Here is a 24,256-nt window from a genome sequence, read left to right on the forward strand (position 1 = left end):
ATTATACCAGAAATTCACTTAATTTTCACTATCTTTACACCATTTTTGAAAAGTTTTACTAAAGCGTATGATTTCTTCATGGTTCTGTAAATCAGACAAAGCATAAACAAATGTTTCCCTATCTGTGGCTTGTTGCTTTTGTAAGACAAAGATCGTCTTAGCTTGAGTTACAGAAGCAAAGAGATTTTCAGGCAAAGTAATCATCGCCACTAGTTGGGCTGAATGCTTGAGCCACTCCTTAAATAAATCACTCTGTGGACTTGTTAAAAGATTATTGGGAGCCAAAAAAATTGCATAACCATCAGCCTTTACATATTTTAGCCCCTTCTCTATCAAAAGATGGTGGGCATAGGTATGTTCTGTCTGACTAGCTAGCTGGTAACGACTAGCAATCTGGTCATCTGGATAGTAACCGATAGGTAAATCACTGATCATTACATCGCTTTCTTTCAAGACTTGCGGACGCACCGCATCTCCTTGAGCAAAATGTGCTTCTGACTTCATTACATCCGCTATACTAGCAGATAAATCTATCAGCAAATCATCGATTTCAATTCCCAAATAATCAATTTGTTTCTGACTATTATTTAAGAGAGTTTCTGCCAGATTTCCCGTTCCGCTACCTAGCTCAAGAACAGTTATTTCAGACGCTTCTATTAATTGATCCATTAGAAATATCAATAAAAAGCCAATTGAATCTGGGGTGAATTGATGGTTAGCTTGTAAAGGCTCCGTTTGCGCTGCCTTCATCAATATAAATTGATAAGCCCGTCGCCACTCTTCCTTACTCAGTTCTAAAGCCTTTAGAGCCTGATTATTTTGCGTAACCTCTGCCAAATCTGTTTGCCCATCCAGATACATTCCATTCTGCTCAATTAGAGCATCATAAAAATTAGTTGACAAACTATTTTGAATCAGTTGGGTATTCTCCAAAAGGAGCGTGTAGGCTTCTTCGATTTTTTCAAAATTCATGATTTCCTCCGCTCCCTATCTTATCAAAATTTAGTCTTTTTTTCCATCATCCCTTACTTCTTGACTGGTCTCTTTCTTTTTTAGCTTTTTACTCTTTGTTTCATCCTCATTTGCCTGGCTTTTAGCATCATTTTTATCCTTGTCCTTTATAGAAAAGTTAAAATCATAAGTCCGATCTGAAACCTCTACTGCAACTAATAGATTTCCATTCTCTTTCTGATAACGGCTTTTCCCTTTGTTAAAAGACAATTCACCACTATCTTTCGTCAGATCATTTTGTGTCAATAGAGCTATAGCATAAGCTGTTTGTCTTTCTTGTAAGAGCAGGAAATTGCGCTGATTTGCAGTTTGGCGATTAAGATAAAACTGTAACAATAAGCTGAACACAGCTGCCATTAGTAAAGCATACATCATCACTCCTGCTTTAATTTTCTTTTTCCACACGATAGATGTACTCTCTTTCTAAGCCGTCTTTAAATTGCAAAACCAAATGAACTATTTTAGACTCTTGATAAATTTGGGCATCTTTTAAACCATAGACCATCGGCTGATAGCCACGTCCTGTAGCATCTGTCTTTCTAAAATCATCGCTTTTAGATTTACCAAAAGCTATTGACTTTCCATCTTGCTTAACATATAACTTATTTTGCTCGACTTTTTCAAAATGACTACGCGATAATTCGACATCTAGCTGGTCTGCAAATAAAAGCCATTCCTTTATCTTGCTTTGTTCTTGATAGCGTATTTCGCTTGCCAATAACTTTGTCATAGCTTGAAATACCAAGAGTCCCCCACTAATAACCATAAGGGCAACAAGTGCTTCTAACAAGGTAAAAGCAGCTATTTTAGCGTTTCTCAACGTGAATCAACTCCTCTCCCTGGTAGAACACTCGAATCTGATCCTTGTTCCGCTGAACCTGAACCTGTATACCATTTAACTGAAGCTGGTCCTGCCCTGTCTGGAGGGCCATCTGAGCCACCCGCAAGACCTCTTCTTTTTGCAAAATCGCTAGCGTTTCTCTGCGAGAATAAGAAATTTGATGAAGTAATAAACTAGCAATAATAGAGAAAATGCCTAAAGCTAACAGTGCTTCTAATAAAATCGTTGCCTTAATTTGTTGTTTTTTAAATTTCCCATTTCCAATATAAAGCTGATAAGTCACTCGTCCTTCCTTGGTTTGAAATTGAATCTTGCTAAGTGAAGAATTCCCCCCTACTTTATCAAATTGAATCTGCTCTTCCTCCAATAACTGAACACTTTTTGGAATCTTTAGCTGAGCATAGCCATTTGAAATTCCCTGTTTTGAAATTTGTAAGACTAGCTTACCCTGAGAAGAGGTACTAAGCTTCTGACTTTCTTGATAAAAATGTTCAAATTCTAAAAAGAATATTTTTGACTGAATTTGCTCAAAAGAGGCTTGAACAGAGGTTGATAAAGCTATCAAGATGAAGCTACTAATCATTAAAACCAAAAGGCTTTCCAATACCGTAAAGGCCTTAATTGGCAACTGCCTGAGTTTCTCTATTGTTTTTTCCATAGTAGGCCTTATAAGAATCTGCTTGCTTTTGACTGATATTTCCAGCAGCAACTAGTTTACTAAGCGTTGCTTGCTCTCCTGTATTTTTAAGCTCATATAACTCTGCTTGGCTCTCTACTACTTTGACAACCGCAGCATTTCCAGTATCTGAAACGGCCTCTTTTTGCTTGGTTAGATTAGGGACAAACAAGAGCATCAAAACACTGATGATCAGAAGCACAATTAACATTTCCACTAAAGTAAAGGCTTTAACGCGTAATTTTTTTAATTTGTTCATAGATGAACCTCCATATTTTGATAAAGGGGCAAAAGCATTGCCGCATACAATAAAACAATCATTAATGCCACAAAAACAAAGACTAAGGGTTGAATCAAGTTCATAGATCTATTGACCCGACTAAAAAATTCCTCCCAGGTCTTAAAGGCATAAATTTCTAATTCACTTCCTAGCTTAGATTTGACTTCCCCATATTCGATGATTAGGGACAATTCCTTTTTGAAAAAAGGATAAGAAGAAATCTTTTGTGAGAATTCCTGACCATTCTGTAAAGCTAAACTTAAGTCTTGGCCAATTTCTTGAAATAGAGCTGATTTCTGGCTCTGCATGATTTGAAAAATTTGACTAAGCTCTAAGCCTTGTCCAATCATATTTCCCCACTCACGTGCGTAATAGGCTGTTAGATAAATCTTTACAAACGATCCGATAAAAGGGATGCGAGCCAAAAGTGAATAGATTACAATTTTTTTCCGACGCTTAAAGGCTAAGTATGTACCACCGACTAAGCCAACCAGAGTCAAGATGCTTATCAAAAAAATACTCGGCAACTGGCTGATAATCTGAGTAGCAAGGTTTTGACTAGTTAACTGAGGCAAAAGATAATTTCTCAACCCCATCATAATCATCACCAAAAAGCCAAGAAGCATCATAGGGTAAGTTGCTACTTCTATTAATTTCTTTTTGACTTTGCTTACATTATCCAAGTATTCCTCGATTTTCAGCAAAGCGAGAGATAGGTTACCATGTAACTCCGCCAACGATAATTGAGTTGACACTGCATGTGAAAATCCCATCCCAGCCATAATCTCTGAAAATGTCTGGCCACTCGCCAAGCCTTGACGCATCTGTTGGACATAGGCTGATTCTAAAAGAGCGCTTCGCCCTAAAAAGTCTACAATCTCTGCTAAGTGAAAACCACTAGAAAACAAATTATTAAATAGCTCGATAATCTTTTTTTGCTTAGCAGTTCCTAATCTTTTCTGCCTGTTCTTGCTCAGGATGGATATGTCCCGCTGCAAGAAGCTGATCAATCTGTTGATTCCAGTTGGTTGGTTTGTGCTCTTGGTAGTTGCTGTTGGCAAAGTCTATCACACCTCCTCCCCCAATCAAGCGCTGGTAACAAACACCCTGTAAAACAATCTTTAGCTCTTCCTCGCTGACACCCAACTCCAACAAGCGCTCATACACACCTGGAATACTTTTAGCATGAATCGTCGAAAAGACTGTAGCTCCTGTCAAGCTAGCTCGAACCACAGCTCTCGCTGTTTCACTATCTCGAATTTCCCCAATAATCAACAAGTCCGGACGGTGGCGCAGGGAAAGTTTAATCAGACTCTCATAGGTCAGACCAATCGTTTCATTCAACTGTAGCTGAAGCATTTCTTCTTGTTTTATTTCAACAGGATCTTCAATGGACATGACCTGTTGACCCTTAAATTTTAGCTGAGCTAATTGATACATGAGAGTGGTTTTACCACTCCCTACTGGTCCCGAAAAAAGATAGAGTCCCCTATCTTTAAATTTTTCTCTCAATTCAGGAAAGTGAGTAAACCAAAATTTTAGCTCTGTCTCTTCATCATGTAAAAGTCGAATAACCAGGCTTTCAAAACCACGATAGTCTCCTACTGTAGATAAGCGAATTGACGTTTCCTTATCATCATAACGATAATCACAGGACCCCAGCTGACTACGACGCTTTTCACCCACATTCATCCCAGCTAAAAACTTAAAATGGCTGATGACAGCTGCTAATTGATCAAATTCATAGGTTTGAATAAAACGCCGCTCATCGCCAATGCGCATATACAGCTCGTAACATCCTTCCTTCGGTACAAAATAGATATCTTGTGCCTGCTCTTTCTTAGCTTGCCGAACAATAGCTTGAGCAATTTCTTGAACCATAAATCCTCCTAAAAAGAAATACAAGACACTTTCACGCCTTGCCTAATTACTTATTCGCAAACAAATCAAAAAAGCCGATAAAAATATCAGCTTTCTTCTTTTTTATCTCTCATTCGGCAAGTACGGTGCTTCTCTATACCAGCTTGCTTAGCATATCCTGGCCGAATTTTACTATTTGGAATCACTTTTTCATTCTCTAGGAGCAGGATAGATCGATATTGTTGCACATAGTCATCACACTCTTCACACCATCTCACATCATCCTCAATCCAAAAAACCGTCATTAAATCACTCCGGCTCTTATATAGTTTAAACTCTTTCTCAAGCTCCAACCATCTAGTTTTATAGAATTTTAGAGCATCATAATAATTCTCAAATTTTTGTTCTTGAACAATATCTTTTTCCCAGCCATCCAAGAACCACCAGGGTTCATAGTCCCCATACATCTCTATTACACAATACATATTTTCTTCCTTTGTACCGTATATTATATAAGAATTCCTTTGAGATTAAAATTATTTTGCTTATTTTTTTGATAAATAAAAATATACACCAGCCACTAACTCTCTGTAAATCATTCTATACACTGATTTTGTATCCAGATTTCTTAGATGTATTTTACTTCTGGATAAAAAGAGGCTGGGACAAAAGTCCTAGCCTCTCAATTGTCTTTGGCTTGTCGAGCAAGACGCAGTGGTTGAGTGGGCTCTACTACGCTGATTTCATCAGCTTTTACAGCCCTACTCAACTGTGCGGAGGTGGGACGATGAAATCGAATTCTAACGAATTACCGATTTCTGTCCCACTCTCACTAATGTTATTCTGTTACAACTGATTCAGTTGTTTCAACTCCTTCAGGGTTCACCACAACCTCATCAATGATTTCAACTTCATTAATGGCCTGTGGTTCTAAGTTACGGTAACGAGCCATACCTGTACCAGCTGGAATAATCTTACCGATGATAACATTTTCCTTAAGGCCAAGGAGATGGTCTTTCTTACCACGGATAGCAGCATCTGTCAGGACACGAGTTGTTTCCTGGAAGGAAGCTGCAGACAAGAAGCTGTTTGTCTCAAGGGAAGCCTTGGTGATTCCCATAAGGACTGGACGAGCTGTCGCAGGTACTCCACCTGAGATAACCACATCACGGTTAGCATCTGTAAAGTCTGTAATATCCATAAGAGTTCCCATGAGAAGATCTGTATCACCTGGATCCATGACACGTACTTTACGGATCATTTGACGAACCATTACTTCGATGTGTTTGTCGCCGATTTCTACCCCTTGGCTGCGGTAAACTTTCTGTACCTCAGCAAGTAGGTAAGTTTCAACGGACAAGACATCACGAACAGCTAGCAAATGCTTAGGCTGGATAGAACCTTCGGTCAAAGCTGCACCACGAGACACTTGGTCACCCACTTCAACTTTCATACGAGCTGTAAATGGCACCACATACTCGCCTTCGCCAGTTTGTCCCTTGACAAAGACCTTCTTGGTACGAGTAGAAGCATCTTCTTCGATGGCTGTAACCTCACCTTTAACTTCAGTGATGACCGCTTCCCCTTTCGGATTACGGGCTTCAAAGATTTCTTGGATACGAGGAAGACCTTGCGTGATATCTGAGCTTGAAGCAACACCACCCGTGTGGAAGGTACGCATGGTCAACTGTGTACCAGGTTCACCGATCGATTGAGCAGCGATTGTTCCGACTGCTTCACCCACTTCAACTGCATCACCAGTTGCCAAGTTGATTCCATAACAGTGACGGCAGACACCGTGACGAGTATTACATGTTAGAACACTGCGAATGGTTACTTCCGTCACGCCAGCATTAACAACTTGACGTGCCATATCCTCTGTTACAAGAACATTAGCAGGAACTAAGACCTCTCCAGTCTCAGGATGTTTGATGGATTTCTTAGTATAGCGACCTACCAAACGCTCTTCAAGAGGTTCGATCATTTCCTTACCATCTGTGATAGAAGTGATAAGAAGTCCACGATCTGTTCCACAGTCATCTTCACGGATGATAACGTCTTGAGCCACGTCAACCAAACGACGTGTCAAGTAACCAGAGTCGGCTGTTTTAAGGGCCGTATCCGTCATACCTTTACGAGCACCGTGAGTTGAGAAGAACATTTCGAGTACTGACAAACCTTCACGGAAGTTAGACAAGATTGGCAATTCCATGATACGTCCATTTGGCGCAGCCATCAAACCACGCATACCAGCAAGTTGTGAGAAGTTTGAGATGTTACCACGTGCTCCGGAATCCATCATCATAACAATTGGATTTTTCGGATCTTGACTAGCCGTTAAACGTTTTTCAAGTTTCTCACGTGCAGCACGCCATTCGTCAGTAACCGCATTGTAGCGTTCATCATCCGTAATCATACCACGGCGGAATTGCTTCGTGATTTGATCTACACGTTGGTGAGATTCTTCGATAATTTCTGCCTTATCTTCTACAACTGGGATATCCGCAATACCAACCGTCAGACCAGCCAATGTAGAATGGTGGTAACCTAAGTCTTTCAAGCGGTCAAGAAGAGCAGATGTTTCTGTTGTACGGAAGCGTTTGAAGATCTCAGCGATGATATTACCAAGATTTTTCTTCTTAAATGGAACATTTAATTCCAGTTCTTGGATCGCTTCTTTGATATCTTTTCCTGGTTCTAAGAAGTATTTATCTGGAACGCCTTCAGTCAAGTTAGCATTGGTTGGCTCTTGCAGATACGGTAATTCCTCAGGCATAATTGCATTAAATAGAATTTTACCGACTGTTGTCATTAAAATCTTATGTTTTTGTGATGCTGTCCATGGTTTTTTGAGACTATCAGTAGCAATACCGACACGAGTATGCAAATGAACGTAGCCATTACGAAGTGCCATAACAGCTTCATCCATATCCTTAAAGACCATTCCTTCGCCTTCACGGCCAGCTTCTTCCATGGTTAGGTAATAGTTACCCAAGACCATATCCTGAGACGGCGTTACAACTGGTTTACCATCTTTAGGGTTCAAGATGTGCTCAGCAGCCAGCATCAAGATGCGTGCTTCAGCCTGTGCTTCTTCAGATAATGGTACGTGGATAGCCATTTGGTCACCATCAAAGTCGGCATTGTAGGCTTCACAGACCAGTGGGTGCAGGCGCAAAGCTTTACCATCAATCAAAACGGGCTCAAAGGCCTGAATTCCCAAACGGTGGAGGGTCGGTGCGCGATTAAGAAGCACTGGGTGTTCTTTAATCACTTCTTCTAAAATATCCCAGATGCGCTCATCTCCACGCTCTACCAGACGTTTAGCTGCTTTTACGTTTTGCACGATGTCACGCGCAACGATTTCACGCATTACAAAAGGTTTGAAGAGCTCGATCGCCATTTCACGTGGCACGCCACATTGGTACATCTTAAGAGTTGGACCAACGGCGATAACGGAACGACCTGAGAAGTCAACCCGTTTACCAAGCAAGTTTTGACGGAAGCGTCCTTGTTTCCCTTTGAGCATGTGACTCAATGATTTAAGCGGACGGCTACCTGGACCTGTAATTGGACGACCACGACGACCGTTATCAATCAAAGCATCCACCGCTTCTTGAAGCATACGCTTCTCATTTTGAACGATGATACCTGGCGCATTCAACTCAAGCAAGCGAGCCAAACGGTTGTTCCGGTTGATAACACGGCGATAGAGATCATTGAGGTCAGAAGCCGCAAAACGACCACCATCCAGCTGAACCATCGGACGCAAATCTGGCGGAATAACCGGCAGGATATTGAGAACCATCCATTCTGGTTTATTGCCAGACTTGTAGAAGGCGTCCAAAACGTCCAAGCGACGAACTGCCTTCACACGTTTTTGACCAGTTGCAGTTTTTAATTCCTCTTTAAGGGCCGTAATTTCAGCTTTTAAGTCCACTTGTTTCAAGAGATCTTGAATAGCCTCAGCCCCCATTTTAGCTACAAACGAACCCGCACCATACTCACGCAAACGCTCACGGTACTCACGTTCCGTCATAATAGACTTGTGCTCAAGCGGTGTATCCTTAGGATCAATCACCACATAAGCTGCAAAGTAGATGACTTCTTCAAGAGCACGAGGACTCATATCCAAAGTAAGTCCCATACGACTTGGAATTCCTTTAAAGTACCAAATATGTGAGACTGGCGCTTTCAATTCGATGTGTCCCATACGTTCACGACGAACTTTGGCACGAGTGACTTCAACACCACAGCGGTCACAAATAATTCCCTTGTAACGAATCCGTTTGTACTTACCACAGGCACATTCCCAGTCCTTAGTTGGACCAAAGATCACTTCATCAAAAAGTCCTTCGCGTTCTGGTTTCAATGTACGGTAATTGATTGTTTCAGGTTTCTTCACTTCCCCATAAGACCATGAACGGACCTTATTGGGAGAAGCTAGGGTGATTTGCATACTTTTAAAACGATTTACATCAACCACTATTTCTTACCTTTCTTCATTTTCTAGTCAGTGTGAAGAATTATTCTTCTGTTCCTTCAGCATCAAAAGCTGCCTTAGCTTCTTGAGCTGCCTTTTCACGTGCTTTTTCAAGGTCATCAACGTGAATCACATCATCATCTTCACCTTCATCTAAGTCACGCAATTCTACTTCATTATCATCTTCATCAAGAACGCGCATGTCCAGACCAAGAGATTGCAATTCTTTAACAAGAACGCGGAAGGATTCTGGCACACCTGGTTTTGGAATTGGTTTTCCTTTGGTAATAGCTTCATAAGCCTTCAGACGTCCATTGACATCATCTGACTTGTAAGTCAAGATTTCTTGGAGAACATTAGAAGCACCATACGCTTCCAAAGCCCAAACTTCCATCTCACCAAAACGTTGTCCACCAAACTGAGCTTTACCTCCAAGTGGCTGTTGGGTAACCATTGAGTATGGACCTACTGAGCGCGCGTGGAGTTTATCATCAACCATGTGGTGGAGCTTGATCATGTACATGACACCAACAGATACACGGTTGTCAAACGGCTCACCGGTACGTCCATCATAGAGAATAGTCTTGGCATCGCTGTCCATACCAGCTTCGCGGACCGTATCCCAGAGGTCTTCTGAGCTTGCTCCATCAAAGACTGGTGTCGCAATATGGATGCCCAAGTTACGTGCTGCCATACCAAGGTGAAGCTCCATAACCTGACCAATGTTCATACGAGATGGTACCCCGAGTGGGTTCAACATGATATCAACTGGTGTTCCATCTGGCAAGTAAGGCATATCTTCCACAGGAACGATACGGGATACAACCCCTTTGTTTCCGTGACGACCGGCCATCTTATCTCCGACCTTAATCTTACGTTTTTGAGCAATGTAGACACGAACCAGCATATTAACACCAGATTGCAACTCATCACCATTTGCACGGGTAAAGATCTTCACATCACGAACCACTCCATCAGCACCATGTGGTACACGCAGAGAAGTATCACGAACTTCACGAGACTTGTCACCAAAGATGGCATGAAGCAGGCGCTCTTCAGCAGAAAGGTCTTTTTCACCCTTCGGAGTGACTTTCCCGACTAGGATGTCTCCTTCCTTGACTTCCGCCCCAATGCGGATAATACCCATTTCATCTAGGTTGCGCAGGGCATCTTCCCCTACGTTTGGAATTTCACGGGTAATTTCTTCTGGGCCAAGCTTGGTGTCACGTGTTTCTGATTCGTATTCTTCCAAGTGAACAGAGGTGTAGACATCGTCTTTGACCAGACGCTCACTCATGATAACCGCATCCTCGAAGTTATAACCTTCCCATGTCATGTAGGCAACGATTGGGTTTTGTCCCAGAGCCATTTCTCCATTTTCCATAGAAGGTCCGTCAGCGATAAAGTCGCCTTTTTCGACAACATCGCCAACTTTTACAAGGGTGCGTTGGTTGTAAGCAGTTCCTGAGTTAGAACGGCGGAATTTTTGAATTTGGTAAACATCAAGAGAACCATCTTCACGGCGGACTTCAACCTTGTCTGCATCCGCATAGGTAACCTTACCATCATGCTGGGCAATGACTGCCGCTCCAGAGTCGTGGGCAGCTTGGTATTCCATACCAGTACCGACATACGGCGCTTTTGGATCAATCAAAGGCACAGCCTGACGCTGCATGTTGGCACCCATGAGGGCACGGTTGGAGTCGTCATTTTCCAAGAAAGGAATACATGCTGTCGCTACAGCAACTACCTGCTTAGGTGATACATCCATATAGTCTACTTGGTCTGATGGGAATTCTTGGTTATTACCTTGGTGGCGTCCCATAACGATAGGCTCCGCAAAACCACCTTCTTCATTAAGCTTAGAATTGGCCTGCGCTACGATAAACTCATCTTCCTCATCAGCTGTCAACCAAACGATTTCGTTGGTTACCACGCCAGCTTCACGATCTACCTTACGGTAAGGCGTTTGAATAAATCCATATTTGTTAAGATGTCCATAAGAAGACAGATTATTGATCAAACCGATGTTTGGTCCTTCAGGCGTTTCAATCGGACACATACGACCATAGTGAGTATAGTGCACGTCCCGCACTTCATAACCAGCGCGGTCACGGGTCAAACCACCAGGTCCTAAGGCAGACAGACGACGCTTGTGAGAAAGTTCAGACAGCGGATTGTGTTGGTCCATGAACTGTGACAACTGTGAAGAACCAAAGAATTCTTTAATAGCTGCAGTCACAGGACGGATGTTGATGATTTGCTGTGGAGTTAGTACTTCGTTATCTTGTACACTCATCCGTTCGCGAACATTACGCTCCATTCGAGAAAGTCCGAGGCGAACCTGGTTAGCCAAAAGCTCACCAACTGCACGAATACGACGGTTCCCCAAGTGGTCAATATCATCCACACGGCCGATACCTTCAGCCAAGTTGAGAAAATAACTCATCTCAGCCAAGATGTCAGCTGGTGTTACAGTCCGAACTTTGTCAGAAGGATTTGCATTACCAATAATAGTCACAACACGGTCTGGATCCGTCGGAGCTACAACTTTGAACTTCTGCAATTCTACAGGCTCTGTCAAGACAGCTGAATCGTTTGGAATATAAGTGATTTTGTTCAAACCATTGTCCAGCTGCTCTGCAATGCTGTCAATGACACTGCGGGTCATAACTGTACCAGCTTCAACCAAGATTTCTCCCGTTTCAGCATCAACAAGTGGCTCAGCAATGGTTTGATTTAGCAAGCGTGTCTTGATGTTGAGCTTCTTATTAATCTTATAACGTCCAACCGCTGCCAAGTCATAACGATGCGGATCAAAGAAACGTGCTACCAAAAGAGAGCGAGAGCTTTCTGCTGTCTTAGGCTCACCCGGACGAAGACGCTCATAAATTTCTTTCAGAGCTTCATCCGTACGAGAGTCCATAGGATTTTTATGAATATCTTTTTCAATGGTATTGCGTACCAAGTCGCTATCGCCAAAAATGTCAAAAATCTCATCATCACCTGAGAAACCAAGCGCACGAACTAAAGTCGTAAACGGAATTTTACGAGTTCGGTCAATACGAGTGTAGGCGATATCTTTTGAGTCTGTTTCCAGCTCTAGCCAAGCTCCACGGTTAGGAATAATAGTTGAACCGTAGCCGACTTTACCATTTTTATCAACTTTATCATTAAAATAGACACCAGGAGAGCGCACCAATTGAGATACGATAATACGCTCACCACCGTTGATGATGAAAGTTCCCATTTCAGTCATGATTGGGAAATCACCAAAGAAGACTTCCTGAGTCTTGATTTCACCAGTTTCCTTGTTAATCAGGCGGAAGGTTACAAAGATCGGCGCTGAATAGCTAGCGTCATGAATGCGCGCTTCTTCCAGCGTATATTTTGGTTCACGGATTTCATATCCTACAAATTCCAATTCCATGGTATCCGTAAAGTTTGAAATAGGAAGTACATCTTCAAAGACTTCCTTCAGACCATGATCCAAAAAATCTTTAAAAGAATCTGTTTGAATCTCAATCAGGTTAGGTAAATCAAGAACTTCCTTAATTCTTGAGAAGCTACGACGGGTACGATGTTTCCCGTATTGAACGTCATGTCCTGCCAAGTTTTTACTCCTTTATGATAAGATACTAAGGGACGATTCGACTTATCGAAATTTCTATAGAAAAGCGAAAGTCTACTGTGCCTTTTAAACACAGAAACTAATCACTTTCTCTAAGAAAGTAGTCCCGAGTTCAAGTGACCAAGATACTCTGGCCGTAAAAAGCGAGGTAAAAATAGGAAATGAGCAAAGTATTCAATGAACACTAGACAATCTATTTCTTACGAAGCTTTAGGCCAAGTTCAATTAAGACGGAGAGCGTTACAAATCGAAAAAATAGGAAAGCAATGCAATATTTAATAAACGCAAAGCAATTTATCTTTTTTCGAGTTTTGGCTCAAGTTTTATTCCACACCTCTAAAGAGGGGTATCTGCCATTTCACAGCATCGTAAAACAGCTACAATTAGTCCTTTTCGGGTAATTTTCAGAATTATTAAAAATTGATTACAAAAAACAATTTTTTCTAAAAATAGGCACAAAAAGAGCAGCTAAATCTGACTTATGAAAGTTTGATTTAACTGCTGTTAGCTTTTTTGGACAATATTTCAAAAAAACAAACGACAAATTATTAATATTATTTTACCCTATTTCGCTTAAAAATGCAAGATTATCAGCGTTATGAAAGCCTTTTTATTTTAATTTGTTCGACTTTGGCTAGAATTTTTATCCCTAGAAGAATCCTCTTGATTTTTATTAGAGTCCTTTTCTTCTTTTTCATTTTTCTTTTCGTTGGACTTTTCTTTGTCTTTGTCTTTCTTCTCAGTCTCTTGGCTGCCTATCATCGAAGCCCATGCCTGCTGTAAATCTCCATCTGTACCGCCGATAGCAAAACGATAAGAAAGTGCTGGAGCTCCATTTTTAGCCCAGTAACTTTTCACAGTCGGACCAGTAACTGTCACGTCACGACCATTTACATTAACACGTCCGCCCTTGGTTCCTGTAGCTTTCAAGACATCCGAACCAATCACACTTGGATCTAGATTAAAACGATCGCCAACACCAAAAACATTTGGATCAGCTTGGTGGATAGCATTCACAAGGTTTGCCATATAACTAGCATTATTATTATATCCTGTTAATGCAGCCATTGAGGTATTATCATCATGACCAATCCATCCGCCCAAAGTCACTTTTGGAGTAGAGAGCATCAGCCACATATCCCCATTAACATTGGTTGTACCTGTTTTCCCAATCCAGTCAGCACTTAACAAGTCACCATTGACTTGTGACAAACGTGACTTGAAGGTTGTAGTTGTTCCAGAGTCTAAAACTCCTCTCATTAAGCTCTGCATAATCGTTGCTGACGCAGGACTATAAACTTGTACAGGCTCTGCTTTATGCTCATAGACAACCTGACCTAAGCGATTCGTGATTTTTTCAATCATATAGCGCTCCTGATAGGCACCGTTATTAGCTAATGTCTGAAAGCCATTGGTATGCTGAGCGACTGATACTTCAATCCCTCCTCCCAATGGTAGGCTTTCAACCGTGTAATCTGAGATAGAATACCCCATTTTATCCATGTAGCCCTTGACATTGACACCTTTTTCGCGCAACAGCTTATAAGTCCAGTAAGCCGGAATATTCCATGACGCATTCAACGCTTCAGGTAGATCGATCATAGCAGTTCCACGACTATCAGCATGCATGATTGGATCACCACTTGAGAAGTTTGTTGGATAATTAGACAATATGCTCGCACTTCCCATTAAGCCTTGATCAATTGCTATTCCATAAGCTAAAATAGGCTTAATCGTCGAACCTGGAGAACGCTCTGTATCAAAAGCATGGTTATTTTGATTCTCTGCATAATTTCGACCACCGATAAATCCTAAAACCGCTCCTGTCTGATTATTAAGCAAGACATTCCCTACTTGTACCTGCCCAGTGCCATCATCTAGGATCTCACCGTAAGTTGCGACCGCATTCTGCATCGCATCGTGAACAGCCTTATTGATCGTTGTTGTGATTGTATAGCCACCTTCACTTAATTCTTTTTTCGCCAACTCTTTATAAGACTTAACAGTCGCCGTATTTTTCAAGTCTTGCTGAGAAACATTATCTCGTTTGATAAGATAATTATACATGGCTTTCTCTGCTTCAGACATAACTGTATAGTATAGGTAGCCACGCGCAACTCGCTCAACAGTACCAGAAGGCAAAAAATCTTTCGTCAAATCATAGTCTTTATATAAATTGTACTCATCCTGGCTCAAAGCGCCCGTACGATACATATTATAGAGAACATCTTTGGCCCTATTAAGTCCATAAGCCATATTTTCCGGTGTCTTAAGGCTACCATTTGAGGCATATGGAGAATATACAATCGGACTTTGCGGCAAGCCTGCTATGAATGCTGCCTGTGGAATCGTCAATTGACTTGCACTAACTCCAAAAATTCCTTGAGCTGCTTCTTCTACGCCTGCAATATTTTGTCCCTTATTATTTCTACCAAAAGGTGACACATTTAGGTACGTCGTAAGAATTTCATCCTTGGTCATATAACGCTCTAAAGCCAGAGCATCAACAATCTCCGTAGCTTTACGTGTAAAGGTTGGTGCATCTCCGACAACCTGTTGCTTGATAATTTGCTGGGTAATTGTCGAGCCGCCGCTGGCAGATCCAATCCCTACTACAGATCCTAAAGTAGCTCGCAAGACTGCTTTAGGCACGACCCCATTATGTGTCATGAAATTCTCATCCTCAGTAGCGATAACAGCTTTTTTAACATTCTCAGAAATAGCAGAACTATCAACCGTCACTCGTATCAAATCACTATCTATGGATGAAATCACACTACCGTCCGCATAGGTCAACTCTGATACAGCTGATATATTTTGCACCTGGCGAATCAAAGCATCCTTTTCAGGTACGGTGACTTTATTAAATAGATTAAGTGCATAACCCGTCGCAACACCAGCTCCAAATAGTCCTCCTAAAAAAAGAAAGACAAAAAGGGCATTTGACAATAGCTTGATGCTACGCAAAGTAATCGCACCAACATCGGCAGGAGACAACGGTTCTCCCTCTTTTGTGTTATGTGGTTTCTTACTTATTCTGCTTAACAAAGTACGAAACTTTTTATTGACTTGTTTCAACATATTCTATCCTCGTAATGCTTATTATATCAAAATCTTTGTACTTGTGACAACAAGAGATCCAATCGCTATTTTTTGTGAAACTTTTTCTCATTTTTTTGCTATTTTATTACACTCTTTTCATGGTTTATGGTAAAATGAGAGAATACATTTAAAACTAAAAAGGAGAGACAGACATGCACATTTTTGATGAGCTAAAAGAACGTGGGTTGATTTTCCAAACAACTGATGAAGAAGCCTTACGACACGCACTAGAAGAAGGTCAGGTCTCTTATTATACTGGATATGATCCAACAGCAGACAGCCTGCATCTTGGACACCTTGTGGCTATCTTGACTAGCCGTCGATTACAGCTAGCTGGACACAAACCTTATGCGCTCGTTGGCGGTGCTACAGGTCTCATTGGCGATCCCTCTTTTAAAGATGCTGAGCGCAGTTTGCAGACAAAAGAGACAGTTGAAGGTTGGGTAAAAAGTATTCAAGGACAGCTCGCCGGATTGCTCGACTTTGAAAATGGTCAAAATAAAGCAGAAATGGTCAACAATTATGACTGGTTCTCAGATATTAGTTTCATTGACTTTCTACGTGATGTTGGAAAATACTTTACAGTCAACTACATGATGAGCAAAGAATCCGTCAAAAAACGGATCGAAACAGGTATTTCCTATACAGAATTTGCATACCAAATCATGCAAGGCTATGACTTTTTCATCTTAAATCAAAAGTTTGGTGTGACTTTGCAAATCGGAGGTTCTGATCAGTGGGGAAATATGACTGCGGGAACGGAATTACTTCGTCGTAAAGCTGATAAAACAGGACATGTTATCACTGTCCCACTCATCACTGACGCTACCGGTAAAAAATTTGGCAAGTCAGAAGGAAATGCCGTTTGGCTTAATGCCGACAAAACAAGTCCTTACGAAATGTATCAATTCTGGATGAATATCATGGATGACGATGCAGTTCGATTCTTGAAGATTTTCACTTTCCTAAGCTTAGATGAAATCGAGACAATTCGTCAACAATTTGAAGCTGCTCCGCATGAACGACTCGCCCAAAAAATCCTAGCACGTGAGGTCGTATCCTTGGTGCATGGTGAAAAAGCCTACCAAGAAGCACTAAACATCACTGAACAACTCTTTGCTGGTAATATTAAAAATTTATCTGTGAAAGAATTAAAACAAGGACTTCGTGGTGTGCCTAATTATCAAGTTAAAGAAGAAGATAGCCTCAACATTGTCGATTTATTAGTCGTTGCAGGCGTTGTAAATTCTAAACGCCAAGCACGCGAAGATGTCCAAAACGGTGCCATCTACTTAAATGGCGATCGTATTCAAGATTTAGACTACACGCTAAGCGATACTGATAAGTTAGAAAACGGGTTAACTGTCATCCGACGTGGTAAGAAGAAATACTTTGTATTAACGTATTAACCCCAAAGGAAACCTGATGATGAATAGGTTTCCTTTTCCATATCAAACAATCATAAGCAGGATTTACATGAAACCAAGACTTGTTCGCTTTGCTACAGCCACTGCCTTCGCCTGCCCTCTCTGTAAAGAATCACTCACCTTACATGAAAATTGCTTTAAATGTGATCATCGTCATTCTTTTGATTTGGCAAAATTTGGCTATATAAACCTAGCTCCCCAAATCAAACAATCTAAAGAATACGATAAAGATAACTTTATTTATCGCCAAAACATTTTAGAATCTGGCTTTTATCAACATATTTTGCAAGAAATAGAACATATTTTACAAGATCTACCAGATAAGCACATCATTTTGGATGCAGGATGTGGCGAGGGTTACTATAGCAGAAAATTACAAAACATTTTCCCTACTAAAAGCTACTATGCTTTCGATATTTCAAAAGACTCTATACTGCTAGCCAGCAAAAATGATACCAGTCACGCTATCAAATGGTTTGTCGGCGACTTGGCTAATCTCCCCATTAAAAATGAAAGTATTGATCTAATTTTAGATATCTTTTCTCCCGCAAATTACCAAGAATTCCAACGAGTTCTAACTGATAACGGATTGTTGATAAAGGTAATCCCAACCAAACAACATGTCAAGGAAATCCGCAATAAAGTTGCCAAGCAACTCACAAATCAAGATTATTCCAACCAAGAAATATTAAAGCATTTTGAAAAATATTTTGATATCCTTGAACAAAGAGAAGTTTGCGCAACCTATTCTATTAATGAGGATCAAAAAGAGGCACTCATTCGTATGACTCCTCTTCTCTTTCATATTAGACACCAAGCTATCGATTGGTCTGACTTAAAAGAAATTACCATTGCGGCAACTATATTAGTCGGAAAAGCAAAAAAGTAGAACGATCCAAATAATCACTTTGTGCCTTCCTACTTCCAAAACTAAGTATTCTGTATGTATAAATCATTTTGAGGCTGGAACTTGTTTGTCCCAGCCTCTTTTTCATATTTAAATCTGATTATTTAAGACGATAATAAAAACTACCTTGCTCTCCAAACGATTGGATTCCAACTCCTGCCCAGAGACGATCACGATTCCTATCTGATGTATCTTTAAAGCTTTCGGTATCTGTCAACTTAACACCACTTGGAATAAATTCTAGTAAAAAACCACCAGTCTCTCCACCGTAAACACCGCCAGAAGCAGTCCCATAATCTGTCAAAGATGCTCCGCCAAATTCATAGGTAGTAGAAACCAAACCTTTTTCATCAAAGGTAAGTTGCTCTCCCTTGTCATTTTGCCATGTTCCTTTAACACTTGAAAAATTGCCATTAGTCAATTCTGTGATATTCATCTTTGTCTCAAGTGTCTGATTAGAAATACTAGAACTTTCAGAGGTTTTACTAGATTCTGAACTCACCGAACTAGTTGAAGCAACAACTTGACTAGAAGTAGAAGAGCTTTCCTGTGTTCCCCCTTTTGTGGAACAGCTAGACAATACCAAACCGCTACCTCCAAATGCTAAGAACAATAGAGTCAATGAAATTATACGTCTCTTCATGTTTTTCCTCCAGGAATCAAGCTCGAATTTTCAAGCTCTCTTTCGTATTTTTGCTATAGACTTTATTGTATCTTTTTTCTATCTTTTTAGCAACTAATCACTGAGAAACACGATAATAGGCTGATGCTGCAACATCTCCAGGCAAACTTTGCCCTGCAAAAATACGGTCTTGATTAGTATCAGAAGTATCGCCTTCTGGTGCGATGGTATTCCCCTTTATCACAAACCATATAGCATAGCCTGTATAACCTGATTGGACATTGACTATCAGATTACCTGCAGCATCATAATTAAAAGAAGTGATATTGTCAGTATCGTTTACCAGGCCTTTTTCATTGAAAATAATTTTTTCGCCTGCTGCATTTTGCCAGACTCCTTTTACACTGCTATAATTCCCATGCGTCATAGCATTGAAATCGAAACTTGTTGATCGTGTTTTAGTTTGCTCTTTTCCCTCAGCTTGATCGCTAGGTTTTCCAGTTTCAGTTGCATTATCATCTGATGTCGAAACAGTCTCCTTGCTACTTGTCGTAGTAGTACTTGAATCCTGCTTTGATGAACTCTTCATAGAGACACTAGAGGAAGCCTGTGAAGATTTTGAAATAGTTTTATGATTCATGGGAGCAGATAGTTTGAAATAAACAATCACACTAATTCCTATGATAAATAATAGACTAACAATGCCCAACAGCCATTTCTTGTTCATATCAATTCCCCTCAGCTCTTATTTCACTTTTATTGTAATAAAATTGTAACATAAAGTCAATATATTTTACAAAAATATTACAAAAACATCAGATAATCGATTTGAGTTTCACTAAGTACTATTATTGAACAGCTAACACCTTATAAATCGTTTTAGCTAAAGCTGCTTCATAATCAGATACACTATAAAGTTTATCCGTTGTCACTTGAGCTATCTGCTTTTCTAAGTCCACAACCACATCTGACACTCCCTCCATAGATAGGAAATGCTGGGTGACGTGTTTGACACAGTTTTGACAAGATAAGTTTTCTAATTGGACATTTTGTTTCATAGATTCATTCCTCCGTATATTTCTTCATTTTAAAGCGTCCTAGACGCAGAGCATTGACGACAACTGATACTGAGCTCAAGCTCATGGCCAGACCAGCCAGCATCGGATTGAGCAAGGGACCGCCAAAAAGATGCAATAGGCCCATTGCAATCGGGATGCCTAGTGTATTGTAGGCAAAGGCCCAGAAAAGATTTTCCTTGATATTACGAATGGTCGCCTGGCTAAGCTTGACGGCCTTGACTACATCCTGCAAATCACTATGCATGAGCACTACATCTGCTGACTCAATAGCCACATCAGCGCCAGAGCCAATGGCAATTCCCACATCTGCCTGGACCAGAGCTGGTGCATCATTGATACCGTCCCCTACCATAGCCAGTTTTTTCCCAGCTTCCTGTAAGTTCTTGATAGCAGTGGACTTACCATCTGGCAATACACCTGCGATGACTTTTTGGATGCCAGCTTTTTGGGCAATAGCTGTCGCTGTTTCCTCACGATCCCCTGTCAGCATGATGACTTCTAGTCCCATAGACTGGAGCTCCTGCACCGCCTTCAGACTGCTAGACTTCATCTCATCGGCTACCGCTAGAATACCCGCTAGCTGTCCATCTATTGCGACAAACATAGCTGTCTTCCCTTCCTTGGACAGCTCTAACAACTGTTCTTGAAAGGCACTGCTGTCGATGTTCTTTTCTTTCATCAAGCTTTCATTTCCGACCAGAAGATGCTTACCTTCAACCTGAGCAGCCAACCCTCGGCCAACAATAGCCTCAAAATGACTGACAGGTAGCAAGTCAAGTCCCTCCTCTTCAGCAGCTTCCAAGATAGCCTGAGCCAAGGGATGCTCGGAATGCTGCTCAGCACTGGCTATTAGCTGCAACAAGTCAGACCGATTCAAATCCCCTAAGGGTAGCAGATCTGTCAGACTAGGCTTACCAACCGTAATTGTCCCCGTCTTATCAAGAACTATGGTGTCCAGCTGATAAGCAGCTTCCAAAGCTTGTCCAGACTTAATCAGAATTCCATTTTCGGCCCCTTTGCCAGTCCCAACCATAATAGCTGTTGGAGTGGCTAAACCTAGCGCACAAGGACAGGCAATGACCAAAACTGCGATAAAGATTGACAGAGAAAAGCTAAGACTCTCACCAGCCAGAAAATACCAGCCAAGAGCGGACAAAGTAGCCAAGCTTAGCACAATCGGGACAAAATAAAGCGAAATCTTATCGGCCAAAGCCGCTATCGGTGCCTTAGACCCCTGTGCTTCCTCCACCAATCTAACAATCTGGGCTAAGGTCGTATCCGAACCAACCCTAGTTGCTTGATAGTCAATACTACCATTTTGATTGATCGTTGCACTGGTAATGGTGTCGCCGACCTTCTTTTCAATCGGGACACTTTCACCAGTCATCATGGACTCATCCACAAAGGTCTGTCCCTCTGTCACAAGGCCATCTACCGGCATACGCTCTCCTGGCTTGATACGGATAATGTCTCCAACTCGGATATCATTCGTATCAATGGTCACAGCCTCACCATAGCGAATCACTGTCGCCTGACTAGGCACTAACTCAAGTAGAGACTGAATGGCTTGAGATGTTCTCCCCTTAGCTGAACTTTCCAGATATTTACCCAGAAGAACCAAGGTAATAATCACTGCAACAGACTCAAAATAAAGTTGATGAACAAAGGGATGATAACCTAGAAAAACCTGACTGACAGAGTAGAGACTATAGAAAAATGCTGCACTAGTCCCCACCGCAATCAAACTATCCATATTAGGATGGCGCTTGATAAGATTGCGAAATCCTCTCTGATAAAAGCCACGACCAATCCACACAGGAGGTAGAGTCAAAAGCAGTTGTGACAGAACGAAAACCAAGGGATGCGCCATATGGTTCAAGAAGCTGGGCGAAGGAAGACCAATCATACTTCCCATAGAAATATAAAGTAAGGGCAGTGTCGTAACCAAAAGAATCAGTAGTTCTTGTTTCTTTTTTCGCAATTCCTGCGCTTTAATTGCAACCTCTTCGTTCACATCGGACGGTCTATCTTTTCCTTTTTCTTCAGCCTGATAACCGGCCTCGGCTACAGCATCCAGCACTTGCTGACTATCAAATCCCTCCTTAGGGACTAAACTGAGACGTTCTGTTGCCAGGTTAACATTCACATCTTCGACAGTCTCTAAATCTTTGACCGCCATCTCCACCGTCATGGCACAAGCCGCACAAGTCATACCTGAAAGCTTGTATTCTTTTTTTCCATCACAATTTCCTCATCTGTGACCACAACGACACTGTCCTTGTGAGCAGTGGCACTCAATTTCTAGCGGGGCAGAAACTCTTTTTTATCAATGGCCTGACCAAGCAACTGCAAATCCCCCTGACTGAACTGGCTTCTCTCAACCATCGAAATCAACAGTTCTCCATGCTTGGTGTTACAGATATTGTCAAAGAGAGCCTGTAAAGTACTTTCCAGATGGTCTGCTTCTAAAATCCTCGCATCATAGTAAAACTTGCCCTCTATTTTTTCCATAGCGATAAATTCTTTGGCTTTGAGTCGATTCAACAGTGTTTTGATCGTAGCAGGCTTCCACGAGAAGTCTGCTTCCAAACGCGCCACAATCTCTGTACTCCGACTATGAGGATAAGCCCACAACACACGCATGACTTGCCATTCAGCTTGGCTAATATTTTGCTGTTCCATTGTTTAACACTTCCTTATTATTTACATTTGTAATTCAATACTTTATTAGTTTACATTTGTAATCGTAATTTGTCAAGTATTTTTATCGCTACTTTTCAAAACGTAAAAAAGAAGGCGGGATAATCCCGTCTTCTCAAGTTTATTCATATTAGTGCGCCAACATTTCTTGGGCAATTTCTTGACCAGTCAATTTACTTGGATAGTAAGTCGGCCAATTTTCCAACTCATTAAAGAGTACTTCCTGACTCTCACCACCATAGAAGATATGGAAATGAGCTGCCTTGGTTGGTGCAATATTATGATCGCTAAACTGAACATATTTGTACTGACCAGCATCTTTATCTGTCGCTTCAAACATAAATCGTACTCCACGATTTCCCTTAGAGTAGGTCAGAGTATGCTTACCAACGTATTTATAAGTATATTTCTTGGATTTTCCATTTACAACAAATTCCATTGTTTTGTCTGTGATATTGATATTGGATACATCTGTCTTGTAGCCTTTATCATAGTAGTCCTTGTATTCAGCTGCTGTCATTTTTCCAGTCAGCTTCGCTTTATAGTCAAAGACTTGGTCCAAGGTCCCATCTTTCAGATAAGGGTAAACAGACTGCCACTCGCCAGCATAATCTGACAAGGTCCGATCCTTGACGGCACTATCTTCAAAGTAGCCATTTTGAACAGTCTTAGTATCCTCTTCTTTCTCGGTTGCAATCTCTGCTCCCTCTTGGTCTGTCGTTTTCTTAAGAGCTTTTAGATTAGCCTGCATGATTGAAATATAGTTTGCCCCATCCTTGGTTTGTTCTTCAGTCAAGCTTTCCAGCGGATTCAAGACATCTAATTCTACTCCTGTTTCCTTAGCCAAAGTGGAAGCCAATGCTTGAGAAGCATTCTCTTCAAAGTAGATATACTTGATTTTATTTTTCTTGATGTACTCAGTCAATTCAGCCAAGCGTGAAGCCGATGGCTCACTGTCTGGTGAAAGCCCAGAAATTGGGACCTGCTTCAAACCATAGTCCAATGCCAGATAGTTAAAGGCAGCGTGTTGAGTAACAAAGCTCTTTTGCTTGGCGTTAGCTAAACCAGCTTCATATTCTTTGTCCAAAGCTTCCAGCTTCTTGATATAAGCTGCAGCATTTTTCTCAAAAGCAGCTTTCTTTTCAGGATAAGCTTTGTTCAAGCTATCTCGGATGTGCTCCACCATTTGAATAGCCCGCTTTGGAGACAGCCAAACATGGGGATCATATTCATGATGGTGTCCCTCTTCCCCATGATCATGGTCTTCTTCCTCTTCTCCTCCAGGAAGTAAGAGCATCTTTCCAGTCGCCTTGATTACTGTTTCCTTCTTATTCTTCAATGTCTTGAGCAAATCTGGGACCCAAGTCTCCATATTTTCATTTTCATAGACAAAGGCATCTGCATCCTGAATCGTCGCAACTGCTTTTGCAGAAGGTTCATAATCATGTGGCTCTGTTCCAGCACCAATTAGAAGTTCAACATTGGCTTCATCCCCAGCCACCTGCTTGGTAAACTCATAAACAGGATAAAAAGTCGTGACAATATTGAGCTTGCCATCTGCTTTTTTCTGATTAGAACAAGCGACTAAGAAAATACTCAGTATACCTGCTAATAGTAAGCTAATTTTTTTCATTTTC

At 41.2% G+C, this 24,256-nt stretch carries 18 protein-coding genes and 1 pseudogene; 2 read left to right on the forward strand and 17 right to left on the reverse strand.

Going from position 1 to position 24,256, the window contains the following annotated elements; translation table 11 throughout:
- Positions 1–18 precede the first annotated feature (18 nt).
- The 11 genes from HMPREF9182_RS05010 to pbp1b form a co-directional block, all read right to left on the reverse strand.
- Entirely contained in the window at positions 19–972 is a 954-nt protein-coding gene (locus HMPREF9182_RS05010) for a class I SAM-dependent methyltransferase (RefSeq protein ID WP_009443788.1), read from the reverse strand.
- 30 nt (positions 973–1,002) lie between these two features.
- Entirely contained in the window at positions 1,003–1,416 is a 414-nt protein-coding gene (comGG, locus tag HMPREF9182_RS05015; protein ID WP_037602726.1) for a competence type IV pilus minor pilin ComGG, read from the reverse strand.
- Positions 1,397–1,777: a competence type IV pilus minor pilin ComGF gene (gene comGF / locus HMPREF9182_RS05020; protein WP_050792380.1), complete on the reverse strand. Its 381-nt coding sequence runs from the start codon at positions 1,775–1,777 to the stop codon at positions 1,397–1,399. The genes comGG and comGF overlap by 20 nt, the downstream gene beginning before the upstream one ends.
- Before the next feature lie 40 nt (positions 1,778–1,817).
- Entirely contained in the window at positions 1,818–2,510 is a 693-nt protein-coding gene (comGD, locus tag HMPREF9182_RS11150) for a competence type IV pilus minor pilin ComGD (RefSeq protein ID WP_083819048.1), read from the reverse strand.
- Positions 2,470–2,787, reverse strand: coding sequence for a competence type IV pilus major pilin ComGC (gene comGC / locus HMPREF9182_RS05030; RefSeq protein ID WP_009754251.1), 318 nt, complete (start codon positions 2,785–2,787; stop codon positions 2,470–2,472). Before comGC ends, comGD begins: the two co-directional genes overlap by 41 nt.
- Positions 2,784–3,818 carry a competence type IV pilus assembly protein ComGB gene (comGB, locus tag HMPREF9182_RS05035; protein WP_083819049.1) on the reverse strand — a complete coding sequence of 345 codons (1,035 nt, stop codon included), beginning with the start codon at positions 3,816–3,818 and terminating at the stop codon, positions 2,784–2,786. The genes comGC and comGB overlap by 4 nt, the downstream gene beginning before the upstream one ends.
- Positions 3,748–4,689 carry a competence type IV pilus ATPase ComGA gene (gene comGA, locus HMPREF9182_RS05040; protein ID WP_009754464.1) on the reverse strand — a complete coding sequence of 314 codons (942 nt, stop codon included), beginning with the start codon at positions 4,687–4,689 and terminating at the stop codon, positions 3,748–3,750. The genes comGB and comGA overlap by 71 nt, the downstream gene beginning before the upstream one ends.
- Before the next feature lie 86 nt (positions 4,690–4,775).
- Entirely contained in the window at positions 4,776–5,153 is a 378-nt protein-coding gene (locus tag HMPREF9182_RS05045) for a DUF1033 family protein (RefSeq protein WP_009754585.1), read from the reverse strand.
- 353 nt (positions 5,154–5,506) lie between these two features.
- Positions 5,507–9,154, reverse strand: coding sequence for a DNA-directed RNA polymerase subunit beta' (gene rpoC / locus HMPREF9182_RS05050; protein WP_009443709.1), 3,648 nt, complete (start codon positions 9,152–9,154; stop codon positions 5,507–5,509).
- A 40-nt stretch (positions 9,155–9,194) separates the two neighbouring features.
- Entirely contained in the window at positions 9,195–12,764 is a 3,570-nt protein-coding gene (rpoB, locus tag HMPREF9182_RS05055) for a DNA-directed RNA polymerase subunit beta (RefSeq protein ID WP_009754699.1), read from the reverse strand.
- Positions 12,765–13,397: 633 nt separating this feature from the next.
- Positions 13,398–15,863 (reverse strand): penicillin-binding protein PBP1B, encoded by a 2,466-nt coding sequence (gene pbp1b, locus HMPREF9182_RS05060; protein ID WP_009443979.1) that lies wholly within the window; start codon positions 15,861–15,863, stop codon positions 13,398–13,400.
- A 173-nt stretch (positions 15,864–16,036) separates the two neighbouring features.
- Here pbp1b and tyrS point away from each other — a divergent pair, with 173 nt between their 5' ends.
- Both tyrS and HMPREF9182_RS05070 read left to right on the forward strand, forming a co-directional pair.
- Entirely contained in the window at positions 16,037–17,293 is a 1,257-nt protein-coding gene (gene tyrS, locus HMPREF9182_RS05065; protein ID WP_009754380.1) for a tyrosine--tRNA ligase, read from the forward strand.
- 67 nt (positions 17,294–17,360) lie between these two features.
- Positions 17,361–18,200, forward strand: a complete 840-nt coding sequence (locus HMPREF9182_RS05070) for a putative RNA methyltransferase (protein ID WP_009754751.1) — start codon at positions 17,361–17,363, stop codon at positions 18,198–18,200.
- Positions 18,201–18,318: 118 nt separating this feature from the next.
- Here the strand turns inward: HMPREF9182_RS05070 and HMPREF9182_RS05075 are convergent, their stop codons facing one another.
- The 6 genes and pseudogenes from HMPREF9182_RS05075 to HMPREF9182_RS05100 all read right to left on the reverse strand — a co-directional run bounded on the left by HMPREF9182_RS05075 (position 18,319) and on the right by HMPREF9182_RS05100 (position 24,252).
- Positions 18,319–18,861 (reverse strand): DUF6287 domain-containing protein, encoded by a 543-nt coding sequence (locus HMPREF9182_RS05075; protein ID WP_009443484.1) that lies wholly within the window; start codon positions 18,859–18,861, stop codon positions 18,319–18,321.
- 97 nt (positions 18,862–18,958) lie between these two features.
- Positions 18,959–19,567 (reverse strand): DUF6287 domain-containing protein, encoded by a 609-nt coding sequence (locus HMPREF9182_RS05080; protein WP_009754755.1) that lies wholly within the window; start codon positions 19,565–19,567, stop codon positions 18,959–18,961.
- Between the two features lie 121 nt (positions 19,568–19,688).
- Positions 19,689–19,898 (reverse strand): heavy-metal-associated domain-containing protein, encoded by a 210-nt coding sequence (locus HMPREF9182_RS05085; protein WP_009443754.1) that lies wholly within the window; start codon positions 19,896–19,898, stop codon positions 19,689–19,691.
- Between the two features lie 4 nt (positions 19,899–19,902).
- The gene (locus tag HMPREF9182_RS05090) at positions 19,903–22,131 is read right to left on the reverse strand and encodes a heavy metal translocating P-type ATPase (protein ID WP_009754440.1); all 2,229 of its coding nucleotides are present in this window, start codon (positions 22,129–22,131) and stop codon (positions 19,903–19,905) included.
- A 39-nt stretch (positions 22,132–22,170) separates the two neighbouring features.
- A pseudogene (locus HMPREF9182_RS05095) lies at positions 22,171–22,601 on the reverse strand (CopY/TcrY family copper transport repressor).
- Positions 22,602–22,749: 148 nt separating this feature from the next.
- Positions 22,750–24,252, reverse strand: a complete 1,503-nt coding sequence (locus tag HMPREF9182_RS05100) for a zinc ABC transporter substrate-binding protein AdcA (RefSeq protein WP_009754252.1) — start codon at positions 24,250–24,252, stop codon at positions 22,750–22,752.
- Positions 24,253–24,256 lie beyond the last annotated feature (4 nt).

The sequence above is a fragment of the Streptococcus sp. oral taxon 056 str. F0418 genome (assembly GCF_000220065.1).
In the GTDB taxonomy this organism is placed as follows: Bacteria; Bacillota; Bacilli; order Lactobacillales; family Streptococcaceae; genus Streptococcus.

Coding starts and splice junctions, on each gene's coding strand:
- tyrS (WP_009754380.1), top strand. CDS start 16,037: ATGCACATTTTTGATGAGCTAAAAGAACGTGGGTTGATTTTCCAAACA.
- comGF (WP_050792380.1), bottom strand. CDS start 1,777: ATGGTTATTAGTGGGGGACTCTTGGTATTTCAAGCTATGACAAAGTTA.
- HMPREF9182_RS05045 (WP_009754585.1), bottom strand. CDS start 5,153: ATGTATTGTGTAATAGAGATGTATGGGGACTATGAACCCTGGTGGTTC.
- pbp1b (WP_009443979.1), bottom strand. CDS start 15,863: ATGTTGAAACAAGTCAATAAAAAGTTTCGTACTTTGTTAAGCAGAATA.
- HMPREF9182_RS05100 (WP_009754252.1), bottom strand. CDS start 24,252: ATGAAAAAAATTAGCTTACTATTAGCAGGTATACTGAGTATTTTCTTA.
- HMPREF9182_RS05090 (WP_009754440.1), bottom strand. CDS start 22,131: ATGACTTGTGCGGCTTGTGCCATGACGGTGGAGATGGCGGTCAAAGAT.
- HMPREF9182_RS05075 (WP_009443484.1), bottom strand. CDS start 18,861: ATGAAGAGACGTATAATTTCATTGACTCTATTGTTCTTAGCATTTGGA.
- comGC (WP_009754251.1), bottom strand. CDS start 2,787: ATGAACAAATTAAAAAAATTACGCGTTAAAGCCTTTACTTTAGTGGAA.
- HMPREF9182_RS05010 (WP_009443788.1), bottom strand. CDS start 972: ATGAATTTTGAAAAAATCGAAGAAGCCTACACGCTCCTTTTGGAGAAT.
- comGA (WP_009754464.1), bottom strand. CDS start 4,689: ATGGTTCAAGAAATTGCTCAAGCTATTGTTCGGCAAGCTAAGAAAGAG.
- HMPREF9182_RS05070 (WP_009754751.1), top strand. CDS start 17,361: ATGAAACCAAGACTTGTTCGCTTTGCTACAGCCACTGCCTTCGCCTGC.
- HMPREF9182_RS05085 (WP_009443754.1), bottom strand. CDS start 19,898: ATGAAACAAAATGTCCAATTAGAAAACTTATCTTGTCAAAACTGTGTC.
- HMPREF9182_RS05080 (WP_009754755.1), bottom strand. CDS start 19,567: ATGAACAAGAAATGGCTGTTGGGCATTGTTAGTCTATTATTTATCATA.
- comGD (WP_083819048.1), bottom strand. CDS start 2,510: ATGGAAAAAACAATAGAGAAACTCAGGCAGTTGCCAATTAAGGCCTTT.